This window comes from Intestinimonas sp. HCP28S3_D6 (assembly GCF_052065695.1).
Lineage (GTDB): Bacteria > Bacillota > Clostridia > Oscillospirales > Oscillospiraceae > Intestinimonas.
On sequence record NZ_JBQHTM010000027.1, the window covers coordinates 1 to 14,094 of the forward strand.

The 14,094-nt window shown below is 48.6% G+C and carries 16 protein-coding genes and 1 tRNA gene; 8 read left to right on the top strand and 9 right to left on the bottom strand.

Going from position 1 to position 14,094, the window contains the following annotated elements:
* The 7 genes from ACTNBK_RS10085 to ACTNBK_RS10115 all read right to left on the bottom strand — a co-directional run.
* Positions 1-315, bottom strand: a 315-nt coding sequence (locus ACTNBK_RS10085; protein ID WP_441145762.1) for a helix-turn-helix domain-containing protein, incomplete at its 3' end; no start/stop codon positions are given.
* A 340-nt stretch (positions 316-655) separates the two neighbouring features.
* Positions 656-2,479, bottom strand: coding sequence for a DnaB-like helicase C-terminal domain-containing protein (locus tag ACTNBK_RS10090; protein ID WP_441145764.1), 1,824 nt, complete (start codon positions 2,477-2,479; stop codon positions 656-658).
* Position 2,480: 1 nt separating this feature from the next.
* Positions 2,481-3,191 carry a hypothetical protein gene (locus ACTNBK_RS10095; protein ID WP_441145766.1) on the bottom strand — a complete coding sequence of 237 codons (711 nt, stop codon included), beginning with the start codon at positions 3,189-3,191 and terminating at the stop codon, positions 2,481-2,483.
* A gap of 55 nt (positions 3,192-3,246) precedes the next feature.
* Entirely contained in the window at positions 3,247-3,885 is a 639-nt protein-coding gene (locus tag ACTNBK_RS10100) for an HTH domain-containing protein (RefSeq protein ID WP_441145767.1), read from the bottom strand.
* 77 nt (positions 3,886-3,962) lie between these two features.
* On the bottom strand, positions 3,963-4,247 hold the full coding sequence (locus tag ACTNBK_RS10105; RefSeq protein ID WP_441145769.1) for a hypothetical protein: 285 nt from the start codon (positions 4,245-4,247) through the stop codon (positions 3,963-3,965).
* Positions 4,248-4,395: 148 nt separating this feature from the next.
* Positions 4,396-4,596, bottom strand: coding sequence for a helix-turn-helix domain-containing protein (locus tag ACTNBK_RS10110; protein WP_337555947.1), 201 nt, complete (start codon positions 4,594-4,596; stop codon positions 4,396-4,398).
* 70 nt (positions 4,597-4,666) lie between these two features.
* Positions 4,667-5,599: an RNA polymerase sigma factor gene (locus ACTNBK_RS10115; protein WP_441145771.1), complete on the bottom strand. Its 933-nt coding sequence runs from the start codon at positions 5,597-5,599 to the stop codon at positions 4,667-4,669.
* Positions 5,600-5,956: 357 nt separating this feature from the next.
* Between ACTNBK_RS10115 and ACTNBK_RS10120 the strand changes: the two genes are divergently transcribed.
* The 4 genes from ACTNBK_RS10120 to ACTNBK_RS10135 are packed head-to-tail and all read left to right on the top strand — an operon-like array spanning position 5,957 to position 9,025.
* Positions 5,957-6,115: a DNA-binding protein gene (locus tag ACTNBK_RS10120; RefSeq protein WP_441145772.1), complete on the top strand. Its 159-nt coding sequence runs from the start codon at positions 5,957-5,959 to the stop codon at positions 6,113-6,115.
* Between the two features lie 28 nt (positions 6,116-6,143).
* Positions 6,144-6,983, top strand: coding sequence for a sce7726 family protein (locus ACTNBK_RS10125; protein WP_441145774.1), 840 nt, complete (start codon positions 6,144-6,146; stop codon positions 6,981-6,983).
* Positions 6,984-6,992: 9 nt separating this feature from the next.
* Complete coding sequence (locus tag ACTNBK_RS10130) at positions 6,993-7,931, top strand: sce7725 family protein (RefSeq protein ID WP_441145776.1); 939 nt, start codon at positions 6,993-6,995, stop codon at positions 7,929-7,931.
* Positions 7,928-9,025 (top strand): RES family NAD+ phosphorylase, encoded by a 1,098-nt coding sequence (locus ACTNBK_RS10135; protein WP_441145777.1) that lies wholly within the window; start codon positions 7,928-7,930, stop codon positions 9,023-9,025. Before ACTNBK_RS10130 ends, ACTNBK_RS10135 begins: the two co-directional genes overlap by 4 nt.
* 191 nt (positions 9,026-9,216) lie before the next feature.
* On the opposite strand, the gene rpmB is transcribed toward ACTNBK_RS10135, so the two are convergent.
* Positions 9,217-9,405 (bottom strand): 50S ribosomal protein L28, encoded by a 189-nt coding sequence (gene rpmB, locus ACTNBK_RS10140; protein ID WP_294510716.1) that lies wholly within the window; start codon positions 9,403-9,405, stop codon positions 9,217-9,219.
* 223 nt (positions 9,406-9,628) lie between these two features.
* Between rpmB and hprK the strand changes: the two genes are divergently transcribed.
* From hprK to ACTNBK_RS10160, 4 genes are all read left to right on the top strand, one after another.
* Entirely contained in the window at positions 9,629-10,576 is a 948-nt protein-coding gene (gene hprK, locus ACTNBK_RS10145; protein WP_441145779.1) for an HPr(Ser) kinase/phosphatase, read from the top strand.
* A 28-nt stretch (positions 10,577-10,604) separates the two neighbouring features.
* Entirely contained in the window at positions 10,605-11,537 is a 933-nt protein-coding gene (locus ACTNBK_RS10150; RefSeq protein WP_441145781.1) for a nucleoside hydrolase, read from the top strand.
* Between the two features lie 14 nt (positions 11,538-11,551).
* Positions 11,552-12,499: a nucleoside hydrolase gene (locus tag ACTNBK_RS10155; RefSeq protein ID WP_441145783.1), complete on the top strand. Its 948-nt coding sequence runs from the start codon at positions 11,552-11,554 to the stop codon at positions 12,497-12,499.
* Between the two features lie 157 nt (positions 12,500-12,656).
* Positions 12,657-12,733, top strand: a tRNA-Pro gene (locus ACTNBK_RS10160).
* A gap of 63 nt (positions 12,734-12,796) precedes the next feature.
* On the opposite strand, the gene ACTNBK_RS10165 is transcribed toward ACTNBK_RS10160, so the two are convergent.
* Positions 12,797-13,993 (bottom strand): tyrosine-type recombinase/integrase, encoded by a 1,197-nt coding sequence (locus ACTNBK_RS10165; protein WP_441145785.1) that lies wholly within the window; start codon positions 13,991-13,993, stop codon positions 12,797-12,799.
* Positions 13,994-14,094: the final 101 nt, after the last annotated feature.

A 14,094-nucleotide genomic window follows, 5' to 3' on the forward strand; every position in this document is an offset into this window, starting at 1 on the left:
TGGTTTCCGAGAACGCTTTCTGTTCGCTTTGTAGGCCGCTTCTCCGCGTCTTGCCGAGTATCCGGGCTTCCTGCCCTTGCTGCTCTTTCGGGGCGGTGTGCCGCGCATTAGCTCGTTCCCAACGGTGGTTGGTGAACATCCGATCGCTCTGGCAATGGCTCTGTTCGTGTAGCCTGCGTTCTTGAGATGCTGGATTGCGCCTCGTTCCTCTCGCTGTAGGTGCTGTCCCTTCTTGCGTTCTACCGATTCTGTGATATAATCTTGGCAGTCCATAGTGATTGCCCTCCCTTGGAAGAAGTTGTGTGCAAACTTCATTCTACCATGTGGGGAAAATCACTATGGATTTTTTCTTAGGTGTCCAACTTCATTTTACAATCGACCGATAAAAAGAGACCGCCTACATTTTCAGTAGACGGTCTGGCTGACGGTATGGGATTTTCAGACTTTGCGGCGGGGACTGTCTGCGTCAGCAGATTGTTCTCGTTGCAAAGTGCGCCGGGATAGCTGCGTAAGCAGCGCAAGGGGTGCAGCCCCTTGTACGGAACGAAGTGACGCAAAACAGCCCGGACTTTCAAGTGTCCGGGCTGTCTGCCTCGCAGAGCGCACATACAGGGCTTGCCCCTGTATAGAAGTGCGCCCTTGTTACCAAGGGATTTTACTCCGCATAACATGAAGGTGCAGGATTCTCAAATCCAATTTTTTCATCATTCCATATCAACGGCATTGCTCCCAATCCCCCACGGGCATTTTTCTCTATAAAGCACCACGCTATGCTCCTGTCAGCATTAGGATCATAGTACGCTTCGCGGTACAACAGAAGAATACTATCAGCAAAGGGGACGACGCTTTTGAAATGCGGAATATCTTTAACAAGAGGAATATGTTCTTTTCGGCGTTCAACTTTTCTTGATAATTGTGTAAGTACCAGCATCGGTACATTCTTGTCTTTTGCCAGTTGTTTGAGTTCTTGCATAGTGGTTTCAACTTGTTCTACATTTTTAGTTCCCACTGGCTCAAAAGATTGCAGACAGTCTATTATCAGAAAATCAACATCATTGGCATTCAGCTTATTTCTTAATGACTTGGTACATAAAGTATCTCCTGTCCATAATGATATGTTTTCAGGGCAATCTGTATCCGCCCGGCGTTTGAGTCCCTCCAATATATTCCTCACATTATCTGTCGGCGTAAATATCGCAACTTTTTTATAGGCAGTAGTGGCGAGGGCATATGCAACATCCAAGGCAAAGGTGGTCTTTCCCATAGCGACTCTTGCGCCTAAAATAATTACATCAGACCGATCTATGCCATCCAGAGTATCGTCAATTACAGCATACCCTGTTGAGACTCGCTGTGTATTCTCCGGCAGTATTGCTGCTTTCAAACGGAACATGATGTTTTCTACGGCATGTGCTTTCGGAAACAGATACTCTATTCTTTTACAACGATCCAACACCCATTTGTCACGGGAATGCTTCATTTCTTCCGTGATAACAGGCAAGTCCAATCCTTTGCGAACGTAATTCATTCCTCGCCATGCGTCCTTTTCCAAGAAACCATGTACTATGAGATAGTGGAATATATCATCACGAAAAGCAATCAGTTCCGACGGAGCATAATCGAGGTAGCGATTCATAAAAACTGCCTCATCGTCCCATGCCCCGGTTGCGTGAATAATTCCTGAAAATGAAATCAAGTCAGCAAAAGTGTTCGTGCCAAGAATACTCTGCTCATTATAACCATCATAGTAATCCAAAAGCGTTTGCCATGCGCTCAACGATATATTGACGCACGATGAATCCACTGTTTTGCTATGAAAAGTTTTATGAATAGACGAGCACTCCAAGCGAAACGCAAAGCTGATATTAGAAAGGGATGCACTGAGTTTTTCAGAATTCATTTTCAGTGAAACGGAAGCATCTGATTCTTTTTTTCGCAGCCAGTGATTTTTCAATATAACAAGAAAATCATCGCGCAAATTTTTCGGCAAGTCAATATCAAATACTGGAATATGCTCTCCATATCCCCATAGAGTCTGCCACGGAACATTGTGCCCATCCGGAATAAGAGTGGCTTGGTCCTGTTCGCAGGTTTTCTTTTTCGGCAAATCAAAACCGTCAAGATAGTCTGTTTCCCACTGAATAGAATGACACACAGGACAATGGTAGTGGGGTGGAAGCGGATTGCCAAAGGTGATTCCCAAAAGATAGAGGATAAAGCTGGAGCCGGCACATCCAGGCATCCAATATGGATGATTGTTCTTTTTGAGCCAGATAACCAGCTCGTATAAAGCGGCAACATCAAGCACCGTATCGCTGCGCTCCATAGCCGCCCATTCGTCGATGATCCGCTTCTTAATCAGTTCATCAGGCTTTTCACCATATTTTTCATATAGGGCGTTATCAATAATCTGCCGGAGCTTATACTCGACTTCGAAAGCAGATAAGCCGCTAAACATGTATTCAAAATCCATCAACATATCAACCCCCTCCCGTTGCGGTTTTCAAAAACAGTTCCCTTATATAAAGCATATCTCGGTACAGCGGAATAAATAGTTTCTCATGCCCTCTGAAACCGTCAAGATTTGTGACCTGCGGATGGCAAAAGCTGATGACAGGGATTTGCTTTCCTTTGATCTCGGTAAAGTAATACCACCAATTCCGATCAAAAGTCTTTGACCGGAATGATACCCATTCCGCAGAAACAGGCAACACATAATCTTTGAGTAAGGTTGCATTTCCTGTAATCCCAGAAGAAGTTAAACCACAACAAATAATAATGCTCGGATCACACAAGCAGATTTCTTCGTAAATCATGTCATGCTGTGTTTGCACTGCATCCAGAAGCTCATTCCCAGCGGTTCGGCTGACGCCGCCCTCTTTTTTCAAATTCATAACAGCAATACGTTTTAGCTGTGCGACCCGCTTTTCAGCGGACATATCCTGTGGATACTCTTCGCTACCGTCCAGCAGAGCCTTTGTCCACCTGCCGATGTTGTTCCAAGTTTTCCACCCACTTCCGTCCTTACGCAGGTCGGCGCACAAATCCCGCTCGGATTGGCAGTTCATATCTCGAAGAACAAATAGAATATGCGGGCTATCGTAGTGTTCAGAATCAACAATTCCATCCCGAATAAACGCATTAAAGTCATACTTGCTTTTCCATTTTATAAACAGCGCATCAAAATTCATTCAGCAATTCCTCCTTTCCCATATAAACGGCTGCGTTCACATTTTGGCTCCTGTACTATTCATCTTTTAGATGATCTCCGAACAAAACGGAAATACCATATTGAAGCCGCCACCCTCTTTTGTAAGTATCATACTCAATCCATTCGCCTGCTGCCTGTAAGGCGGAAATATACCGTTGAATCGTCCTCGTCGGCATCTCCAACTTATTAACAAGCTCCTGTGTCTTGATACCGGGATGAGAACGAATCAGGGATAAAATCATCAAGCAGTCCGCCATTTTCTTACTGAAATCTTTCGCTTTTTTAGATTTGCTGTGTGCCGATAAAAGGTGATATTGCAGATTAGTGGCAAGTTCTTCAAAATTTTCATAACACTTGAACTTTGCCCGCAAATGCCTTGGAGGCTTGGGATAGCCAAGCCAGAATACGGTTTCATCGGTACAGCCACCGATCTCCGTGTAATAATCAATAATCATTTCTTTGCTGTCTGAATCCAAGGCAGCTGCATTGATAATGAGCGCCGCCGCAGAAATGGCAATCAGATCGGTTGGAGCATCGGTGTCAAGCAGTTCGTACCCCTTTGCTGGCAAAGCGTTTTTGACCAATTCATTCTGTTCTTTGCTGAGTCCGAATGTTGTCACTCTTCCATCCGGGATAGTGATATACTCCCCGTTCGGGGCAAGAAATGTTTTCATATACCGTCCTCCTGCCGTGTGAATAAACAGATTATATCATATCATCACGACAACAGTGTGGCATACTGAAGACTTTCTCAAAATTTTAGTCCATTCTTTTTCGCCCACTCACTCGCTGCCTGTTTCCGCTCCTCGCTGTACGGCGCAGTTAGCCGGAAGCTCAGTCTGCCTTTTTCAATCTCAAAGATCAGCCCGCCTTGTTCATCATCGTCAATCTGTCGGCAGCACTCCGGGTACTTCGCCGCAAATGCCGACAGCCGCTTTTTGAGATCGGTATTATGGGTCTGCACCTCGATCATGCTGCCATACTCGTCAAAATAGATGGCAGTTGTCTTTTCTCTCTTAGTAAGTCCTGTTCTCATAAAACCTCCTGTTTTTTACAAATTTTTCTCGGCTCTTGAATTGGAAAAGTGAAGCGATTTTCCAATAGAAATGCTCCAAACGATGCGGAGTGTGTCCCGGTTCTCGCTATCGGCTGATTTGCCACTTTACCGGCTCTTGACCGTGTTTTCACGCTTTCCTGTTTGTGCGGCTTTTCAGCCATTCCACAAGCTCATTTTTCATAACCAATTTGCGTCCGCCAATCCGCAAGGTCGGAAAATCCGGGTCATTCAAAAGGTTGTATGCGCCCGCTTTGGAAATCTGCAACGCCTGTGCAAGTTGCTTTGCGTCCATCACATCGGGCATGGTTTCAAACGGCTCTCTGCTCATAAAAAACTCCTTTCCTGCATGAAAAAGCAGCAGTCACCATGTCGGTAACTGCTGCCGCTTCTGTCTCTGTTTACTTGTCCAAATACTTCTGATATTCCGCTGTCACATAATCCTCATAAGCGTCTGCGATCTTGGCGATTCGCTTATGGACTGCACTGGCGGTTTTATAGCCAACCTTGTCTGCGATCTCCTGCTCGGTGTAGCCCTCCATACGCAGCTTCAATATCTCTCGGTCTTTCTCTGTGATGGTGCTTTCTGCAAAGGTAGCGATCTGCATTTCGGAAATGACCGAGTTCTCAAAATCGCTGCGGGGGTCTGCTACATCGAAAATATCGCCGTCCTCATTCTCCATCATTTCATCCAGAGAAATCGGCTTGCCGGAACGGTTGTGATGCCACTTCCGCATGAAATCGGTCTTGACGGTGCTGCTGGTGGTTTCATAGTCCTCCACGGTGCGATTTTCCCAGATGGCATCGATCATCGGCTGCCATTCCTGCTCCGCAATCACCATGTCGGTGACATTGCCGATCAGATTGCTGAATTGCTGATAGGTCAGCCACGGCACTTCCACGCCCTGCGGGATGTTGTAAAGATTTTGGAATCCAAGCCCATTCTGCTCAAACTTCATGCGGATGTAAGGGATAATGCTATATGACAAACGCCACAAAGGAAAATATCCTGCGTACTGCGTCCATGTACCGGGAATATCACGATAATTACCCTTGCGATCTTTCACTTGGAAAAACTGCCATGCGCTCCATGCGCAGCAGTCCCACACAAGCAGCTTGAACATATCATCACATACGATGTGGTCATACTTGTCCGTCCGTAGCACCTCATAGGGGCAACGGGGCAGATCGTAGGCGGGTTTCCACTTTTCTGCAAGCTCCCTCGGCAGACTATAAAACAGGGTCAGCCATGATTTATCGCTGTCCTGCGGTATCTCGATGATCTCACCGGGCAGCACGACAATAAATCCTTTCGGGCTTTTCCGCTTCTCCATAAGCGTCACCTCCAATCGTTTTGAAATAGCCCTCTACTATATATGGCATGAGAACGGCTGGATTGTTCCAATGTTTCCAAAATTTTTTGAAAAAATCTCGGAATGGATGGGATAGGATGATTATAGCTTCATTATACTCGAAACCTGTGAATAAATCTATTGCTTTCCATTACGGACAAAAAAACGGGTACTCGGCTTTTATACCGAATACCCGTTATCTCGTTTACTTACCCCGTCTGACAGATGCCATAGTCCTCACGAAAAAGAAAACACAGGTATTATTTTTCGGAAAACCTTGACAAATTTCGTTTGAACGAATATAATATATTATGGTGTATTGTATTTGCGAGGTGCGCAATGGAAAACTATATGACTGTAAAAGAAACTGCCGCAAAATGGAAAATCACTGAACGGCAAGTTCAAATTCTTTGCAAAACAAATCGAATTCAAGGAGCAATACAAGTAAGCCGGATTTGGTTGATCCCATCAAATGCAGTAAAGCCAACAAGACAATAATTTTATTTGCAGAAAGGTGGTGTTTTGAGTGGACAATGCTAATTCAATATTGCTTAATCGTTTCTTTACTCGAAACACCTTTAAGCAAGTAATTGATGATGGGGAAAGCCCCGCTTATATAGCAGCAATACGCAGATATATCGTTGATCCTACTGGAAAGACCAACGAAGAATGTATTAGCGAAATTTACCAACACCTAAAAAAAGAATACCAAAATGAATATTATTATAAAAACACTCTACTCAACAAACTATTACTTGGCGTCCATAGTCCACGCACTACGACGGCATTAACTGAGGTTCCGGTTGGGAATTCCAAAGCTGACTTCATTTTGATAAACGGAAGAGCTGTTGTATACGAGATCAAAACGGCATTGGATAATTTTGATCGCCTTGACGGTCAAATTGAAGATTATTATAAAGCTTTTTCAAGAGTAGTTGTTGTTACATCAGAAAAGAACTTTGATGATGTACAGCAGCGGCTACAAAATTCTCCAACAGGAATCTGTTTATTGACAAAAAAAGGAACATTGAGTGTACGCAAGGAACCAATTGAATATAGCGAGATGCTTTCAAAACCAATTATGTTTAAGATCTTGCGCAAAAATGAGTATGAGCAAATCTTACTTAAACATTTCGGTTCGTTGCCGGATGTATCGCAATTTGAGTATTATAGAGCGTGTCAAGCAATGTTCGAGTCATTGCCAACAGATGTAGCCTATCAAATGTTTGTCCAAACCTTGAAATTAAGAGCAAAAATTGATGTTGTCGAATACTCAAAAATACCGTATGAATTGAAGTTCTTAATTTATTTTTCAAATTACAAGAAAAGTGACTACGCAAAATTATGTCGCTTTTTAAGTACATAGGAGGATATTATGTATTTCCCAATTTTGCGAGGTCGTCAATTTGAGCTTTTGGCTCTCCGTGAGTGTGTTAACAAAAGCCTTCTTAGCAACAAAATAATTCCTATTGTAGAACCAGTAAAAGTATCATCAACCTACACAAAAACTGTGGATTCTTTTATAAAAGCTGGTAAGTCCATTGCTATCATTCGTAATCCGCAAGTAGGTTCTTGGGTTAAGGATTCGAAAAAGGAAAGTAACGCTAAAATTCGTGAGCAAGCCAGCGAGCAGCTTAAAGATGCGAATGTTATTTCTTCTTTTTATGTGACACCAAGGTTATCTGCTGGCATTGAACTTGCTGCAAAAAATGGAATCTCAATCGATTCCCTTCTTTTGCTTTGCAACAATCCGGAATATGTGGGCAACTACGAAGAAGTAATCGGGGATAACATCCCTTTGTATAATGTGATCCCCGACAAAGGTGATTTTAGAAGAAGAATTCGCCCTAACCGTGTTATGTGTGAAGATCATTTTCCAAAACAAACGAGAAACATTGATTACTCAGATATAGAGACTGAATTCTTCTCGTCTGACCACTTGTACTACGCAGACGATGGATATAAAGGCTTCTCTGATTATTCTGTTGTGGGAGAGGAATATAGTGAGACAGGCTTTGCTCCGTACGCAGTGGCAATTCACATTGTGTACTTTGATGAGAAGAACATTTTGAGAATTGCGCACTTTGTTTCTGATTCTAATGACGATATTTCTGACCCGGCAAGAAAATTTGCGGAAGCTGTTGAAAAATTAGTTGAGTGGAATAAAACCATGAAATTGGATACTGTAGGTATCCGGGAGTTTGAAGCAGCTTATCACAACAAGACCTATCCCGGATTAGGTGTCGTAAAGAAGTACTCGATTATGCACCATCTTGAACTGATGAGCAAATATTTGGATGGGGTAGCAAAATGATTTTTTGTGAGCATTGTTTTAATGACAAAGAAATTGCATCAATTATTTGCGCTATATCTGCATCAAATGTAGGAGAATGTCCTGTGTGCCATCATAGAGAGGGGCACTTGTATGACACAAGCATGCAAAGTGAATTAACTCCTTATTTTGAAGAGTTGTTAAACATTTACACTCCTTCTACCATGCTTCCAGATACCTATCCCAGAGCCGAAACCAGATCCTTAATTGATGATCTGAAAGACCGATGGAATATTTTTTCAGAGATTCCAAGAACTCAAATTTATGAGATATTAAAGTCGGTTTGTAGTGAATTCTACGCAAATGTCCCCGAACTTTTTGATGGAACTGTTGGTATTCCAGAGTTGTATGATAGTGCATATCTAAAGGATCATGCTTTGCTAAAGAACAATGATTGGGATTCTTTCGTGGCGGAAATTAAAACAAAAAACAGATATCATTCAAAGCTGATCAACTTTGGTATTCTGGAAAAGTATTGTTCGTTTATCCGTAAAACTTATAGGGCAGGAGATTTATTTTATCGTGCGAGAATTTCCGAACGAAATGGATATCCGATAGATGAGATGTCGGCACCTCCTGCCGGTAAAAGTTCGGAAGGTAGGGCTAACGCCAGAGGAATCACTTGCCTTTATGTGGCAAGCGATGTTGACACCACTTTGCATGAAGTGCGTGCCGGTGTTTTTGATTTTGTATGTGTTGGTACATTCCGATTAAAGCAAGATATTACGGTGGTGGATCTTCGAGCCATAGCGGAGATCAGCCCATTTGTTGAAGGACTCGAATATCTTGACCACGCAATCAACAAGCAATATCTTGAAAAATTAAACACCGAAATGAGCAAATCGTTGCGCAGAAGCGACAGCACATTAGACTATGTTCCCACACAATACATTGTTGACTTTATCAAGAGTATCGAACACAACGACAAACAAGAATATGATGGGATTGAATACAATAGTACAACTAATCCGGGTGGATATAATCTTGCGATTTTCAATCCAGATCTGTTTGAGTGTGTGTCAGTAAGTGTATACGACATAGAGAAACTACAATATACATCCAAAAAGGTATTATAAAAGCAAGAGAAGCATTCTTTTTCGGAATGCTTCTCTTGCTTTTCCAACCCCGTCTGACAGATGCCATAATCGTAATTTCTTGAATTACTTTCTTATGAGCACCCGTTTAATGCCGGAGGGCCTTTTGATGTGTTGCGGGGAAGAGATAAAAAAATTCCGCACGACATCGTGCGGAATTTTTTATCCAATTGTCACACAGCGCGGGTGACCTTACCCGAACGGAGGCAGCGGGTGCAGACGTACACGTGCTTCGGGCTGCCGTCGACGATCGCCTTGACGCGCTTCACATTGGGCTTCCAAGGACGATTGGAACGGCGGTGAGAATGGGACACCTGGATGCCGAACACAACGCCCTTATCGCAAAACTCGCATTTGGCCATGATTCCTTCAACCTCCTCGCTGGTCAAAGTTTCGCTCATAACAAAGCATCGAATGATATGATAGCAGATATTTTGGGAAAATGCAAGTGCTAATTTCGATTTTCTCCGCAAATTTCCCCGGAAGCGGAATAGCCGTTGCGAAACAAGGGGAAGTCGGTTATACTAAGGTGGAAAAAGCGCCCCAAAGCAGGGCGCAAACGGCACTGGATAAGGAGTGGTGGATGTGGAGAACCGTTATTCCGTCAAGCTGGGCAAGCTCATCGAGGAATTTGAGCTGGAAGTCCTCCGTGGGGCGGAGAACTACCAGGATGTGCTCATACAGCGGGAGGACGTAAACCGTCCAGGCCTACAGCTGGTAGGCTTTTTCGACTATTTTGACGCCAAGCGGATGCAGCTGCTGGGCCGGGTGGAGAGCACTTATCTGGAGCAGATCAGCTCGGAGGAGCGCCGCAAGCGCTTTGACGCCTTCCTGGCCCACGACATCCCCGCCTTGGTCATCACCCGGGGTATGGAACCCTTCCCGGAGCTCATGGAGATGGCGGAGAAATACGACCGCACCATTCTCCGCACCCAGGAGACCACCACCGCCTTCATGGGGGCGCTGATCCTGGCCCTGCGCAACTATCTGGCGCCTCGGATCACCCGTCACGGCGTGCTGGTGGAGGTCTACGGTGAGGGTGTGCTGCTGCTGGGCGAGTCCGGTGTTGGCAAGAGCGAGACGGCCATTGAGCTGGTGAAGCGCGGCCACCGGCTGGTGGCCGACGACGCCGTGGAGATCAAACGGGTGGGCGTCAAGCGCCTGGTGGGCTCTGCCCCCGAGCTCATCCGCCACTATATCGAGCTGCGCGGCATCGGCGTGGTGGACGTGCAGCAGCTCTTTGGTATGTCTGCCGTCCGTGAGGACCAGGACATCGATCTGGTGGTCAACCTGGAGCAGTGGAACGACGAGACCATGTATGACCGCCTGGGTCTGGAGCAGCTCTATACGGTGATCCTGGATGTGAAGGTCCCAGCCCTCACTGTGCCGGTGAAGCCGGGCCGGAACCTGGCCATCATCGTGGAGGTGGCGGCCATGAACAACCGCCACAAGAAGATGGGCTACAATGCGGCCCAGGCCTTTACCCAGCAGATCAATGAGCACTTTGACCAGGCTCTCAGCGGTCAGCTGTGAGCTCGTAGGAGAAAAAGGAGGACCCGACTTGACCAAGCCCATCCCCATCCTGCTGGACGGCGACCCGGGCCATGACGACGCCATGGCCTGGATGCTGGCCCAGTCCTCGCCCCTGCTGGAGATCCGGGGCGTCACCTCGGTCTGCGGCAACCAGACCATTGAGAAAACCACCTATAATGCCCAGCGGGTTATGACCCTGCTGGGGATCGATGCTCCCCTGGCCAAGGGCCGCACCGGCCCTCTGATCGCTGAACATATGGCCGCCCCCAGCGTCCACGGCGAGTCCGGCCTGGACGGTCCCGCTCTGCCGGAGCCGGCGGTCTTTCCGGTGAACCTGCCCGCCTGTGCCCTCATGGCTAAGGTGCTGGAGGAGAGCCCGGAGCCGGTGACCCTGGTGCCCACCGGCCCCCTCACCAATGTGGCCAGCCTCCTCCTCACCCGGCCCGACCTGAAGGGGAAGATCGCCGGCATCTCCATGATGGGCGGCGGCGTCACCCATGGGAACTGGACCCCGGCGGCGGAGTTCAACATTCTGGTGGACCCGGAGGCCGCCGACCTGGTGTTCCGCTCCGGTGTACCCATTACCATGGCCGGTCTGGACGTGACCGAAAAGGCCCTGGTCTTCCCGGAGGACTTTGAGACCATCCGGGCCCTGGGCAATCCGGTAGCCTCGGTGGTGGCCGACTGGCTGGAGTTCTTCTACGGCTTCCACCGGAAGCTGGGCTACGCCGGCGCCCCCGTCCACGACGCGGTGGCGCTGGCCGCCCTCATCGCGCCGGAGCTCTTCCATATGGAGGAGATGTATGTGGCGGTGGAGACCCAGGGTACCTACTGCCGGGGCGCCACCATCGGCGACCGGTATCATCTTTCTGACTATGCCCCCAACGCCCGGGTCATCCTGGACCTGGACCGGGAGGGGTTCGTGGGCCTGTTGACCAAGGCCGCCGCCTCTTACGGCTGATGGGGGGAACAAGGATGGATAAAAAGAGACAGCCGGTAATCGTAGACTGTGATCCCGGCATTGACGACGCTGTGGCGCTGCTGCTGGCCGCACGGGCACCGGAGCTGGAGCTGGCGGCGGTGACGGCGGTGGCCGGCAACGTGGGCCTTGATAAGACCAGCCTCAACGCCCGCCGGGTCCTCACCCTGGCCGGGGTGGAGGTGCCCGTCTATGCCGGCGCTGCCAGCCCCATGTTCGGGGAACAGGTAACGGCGGACGAGGTCCACGGGGCCGACGGCCTGCTGGGCATCCCGGCGCCGGAGCCCGCCTTCCCCCTGGGGGAGGAGGCCGCCTGGGATGTGATCTGGCAAAAGGCCCTGTCCTATGGAGGGGAGCTGGAGATCGTGGCCACCGGCCCGCTGACCAACCTGGGCATCGCTCTAACCAAATACCCGGAGCTTCCGGCCCACATCAAGCGCATCGTCCTCATGGGGGGCGCCACCGACTTCGGTAACACCACCCCGGCGGCAGAGTATAATATCTATGCCGATCCGGAGGCGGCGGACATGGTCTTCCGCTCCGGTATCCCGCTGGTGGTGTGCGCCCTGGACGTGACCCACAAGGCCTATTTTACCCAGGAGGAGATCGACCGGCTGGAGGCCCTGGGGACGCCACAGGCCGTCTTCGCGGCCAAAACCATGGGTTATGGAGTGGAGTGGCACCAGAAGTTCCTGGTGCCCGGTGCCCCTATGCACGACCCCTGCGCCATGATGTACGCCCTGGAGCCGGAGCTGTTCGGTGGGGTGTCCTGCTGGATGGGAGTGGAGTGCCAGGGGAAGCATACCCGCGGCAAGACGGTGACCGACGCCTACAGTGATGCGAAGTCGCCTGCGGGCAGCAATGCTCTCCTGGTCAACCGGGTGGACCGGGAGCGGTTCGTGGAGCACCTGATCGGGAGGTTAGCGGCCTACGACATGCTGTAACCCCTTAAAAACAAAGCAGAAAATGGAACAGGCCCCGGAGCACATTTTCCGGTGTTTCGGGGCCTGGAAAAATTTTTTGAGAAATTTGAAAAAAAGACTTGCATTTCTGGGGAAAGCATGCTAATATATACGAGTCGCCCGGGTTCAGGGCTGACAACCGGGTGTGGCGAAGTTTGGTATCGCGCTTGAATGGGGTTCAAGAGGCCGCTGGTTCGAATCCAGTCACTCGGACCAAAAAAGTCCCGTAACCATGAGGGTTACGGGACTTTTTTTATTCCAGTTACCCTTATTTTTCCCTTATTGTCCAGAGACGTTTTTGATGTACTGTTCCATGCGCTGAGCACTCTCCTGCCGCATCTGATCCGTTACATGGCCGTACACATCCAGCGTAAAAGAAGCCGTGGAGTGGCCCAGATTCCCCTGTACCGTCTTGATGTCGTCTCCGCTCTTGATGGCGGCCACTGCGTAACTATGGCGCAAATCATGGAAGCGGGTGGCGGGGAGCCCCATGTCGGTCACGATCCGCTTGAAATTGTGATAGATGGTGTGAGGCATCAGGTGGCCGCCCAGTTCGTTGGTAAACACCAGACCCGTATCCTCCCATGCCGATCCTGCAAGCAGCCGCCACTCAGCCTGTTTGGCACGCTGCCGTTTGAGCCAGTGCATCACGAAGGGGGCCGGAGCTATTTTCCGCCACTTGCTGTTTTTCACAGAGGTGAATTGATAGCGATATTTCCCCTTTTTGTCTTTGAGCTTTTGGAGCTGTCGGCGGATTAACACAGTCCCATGCTCAAAGTCCACGTCCTGCCATTCAAGGCCCAGCACTTCACCCTGGCGCATTCCTGTGAACAAGGTGACCAGAAACAGAAATTCGTGAGAGTGTCCCTTGACGGCATCCATGAATTGGTGGATGGCATCGTCATCCAGCGGCTTCAACTCTTTGCGCTCAACCCTGGGCAAGATACAAGCGTCCGACGGATTGAAGCGCAAATAAGAGATCGCGACGGCCTGCTGGAGCGCCTTATGGAGGACACCGTGAACGATCTTTACCGTCTTGGGAGACAGACCACTATCAGTCAAGCTGTTGTAAAAGTGCTGGATTGTGTGGGTGGTCAATGTGTCCAGCTTGATAGGACCGAGCTGGGGGCGAATATGATTCTTAATCTGGCATTGATAAGATTCTAATGTCCTGGGCTTTACGCTGCCCAGGTAATCCTTCAGCCAAATATCCAGCCATTCCCCCAGGGTCATTTTGGACGGAGCCTGATAAGTTCCCTGGTCCACCTCAACAGCCATCTCCCGCATCTTCTGCGCGACCTCTTTCTGCGTCTTACCTGTGATAGAACGCTGAACCTGCCTGCCGGTAATGGGGTCATGCCCCACCGTGACGCGGGCCTCCCAATAGGTATAGGACTTTCCATTCTTTGTGACAGTTCTTTTTCTGATCGAGCCGCTGCCGTTGGCGGCACGGCCTGTCTCGTTCTTACGTGGCATAATGATATTGATACCTCCTATTTCTCTGCCACATAAGCGCACAATGATATTGTACTGCTCGTGTGGCAGACGGTCAATTATTTCCGATCTATTTGCGGGTA

What these genes read in the sequence shown, in the direction of transcription:
- ACTNBK_RS10090 (WP_441145764.1), bottom strand. Translation starts at nt 2,479, where the DNA reads ATGTTGATGGATTTTGAATACATGTTTAGCGGCTTATCTGCTTTCGAA.
- ACTNBK_RS10095 (WP_441145766.1), bottom strand. Translation starts at nt 3,191, where the DNA reads ATGAATTTTGATGCGCTGTTTATAAAATGGAAAAGCAAGTATGACTTT.
- ACTNBK_RS10100 (WP_441145767.1), bottom strand. Translation starts at nt 3,885, where the DNA reads ATGAAAACATTTCTTGCCCCGAACGGGGAGTATATCACTATCCCGGAT.
- ACTNBK_RS10105 (WP_441145769.1), bottom strand. Translation starts at nt 4,247, where the DNA reads ATGAGAACAGGACTTACTAAGAGAGAAAAGACAACTGCCATCTATTTT.
- ACTNBK_RS10110 (WP_337555947.1), bottom strand. Translation starts at nt 4,596, where the DNA reads ATGAGCAGAGAGCCGTTTGAAACCATGCCCGATGTGATGGACGCAAAG.
- ACTNBK_RS10115 (WP_441145771.1), bottom strand. Translation starts at nt 5,599, where the DNA reads ATGGAGAAGCGGAAAAGCCCGAAAGGATTTATTGTCGTGCTGCCCGGT.
- ACTNBK_RS10120 (WP_441145772.1), top strand. Translation starts at nt 5,957, where the DNA reads ATGGAAAACTATATGACTGTAAAAGAAACTGCCGCAAAATGGAAAATC.
- ACTNBK_RS10130 (WP_441145776.1), top strand. Translation starts at nt 6,993, where the DNA reads ATGTATTTCCCAATTTTGCGAGGTCGTCAATTTGAGCTTTTGGCTCTC.
- ACTNBK_RS10135 (WP_441145777.1), top strand. Translation starts at nt 7,928, where the DNA reads ATGATTTTTTGTGAGCATTGTTTTAATGACAAAGAAATTGCATCAATT.
- rpmB (WP_294510716.1), bottom strand. Translation starts at nt 9,405, where the DNA reads ATGGCCAAATGCGAGTTTTGCGATAAGGGCGTTGTGTTCGGCATCCAG.
- ACTNBK_RS10155 (WP_441145783.1), top strand. Translation starts at nt 11,552, where the DNA reads ATGGATAAAAAGAGACAGCCGGTAATCGTAGACTGTGATCCCGGCATT.
- ACTNBK_RS10165 (WP_441145785.1), bottom strand. Translation starts at nt 13,993, where the DNA reads ATGCCACGTAAGAACGAGACAGGCCGTGCCGCCAACGGCAGCGGCTCG.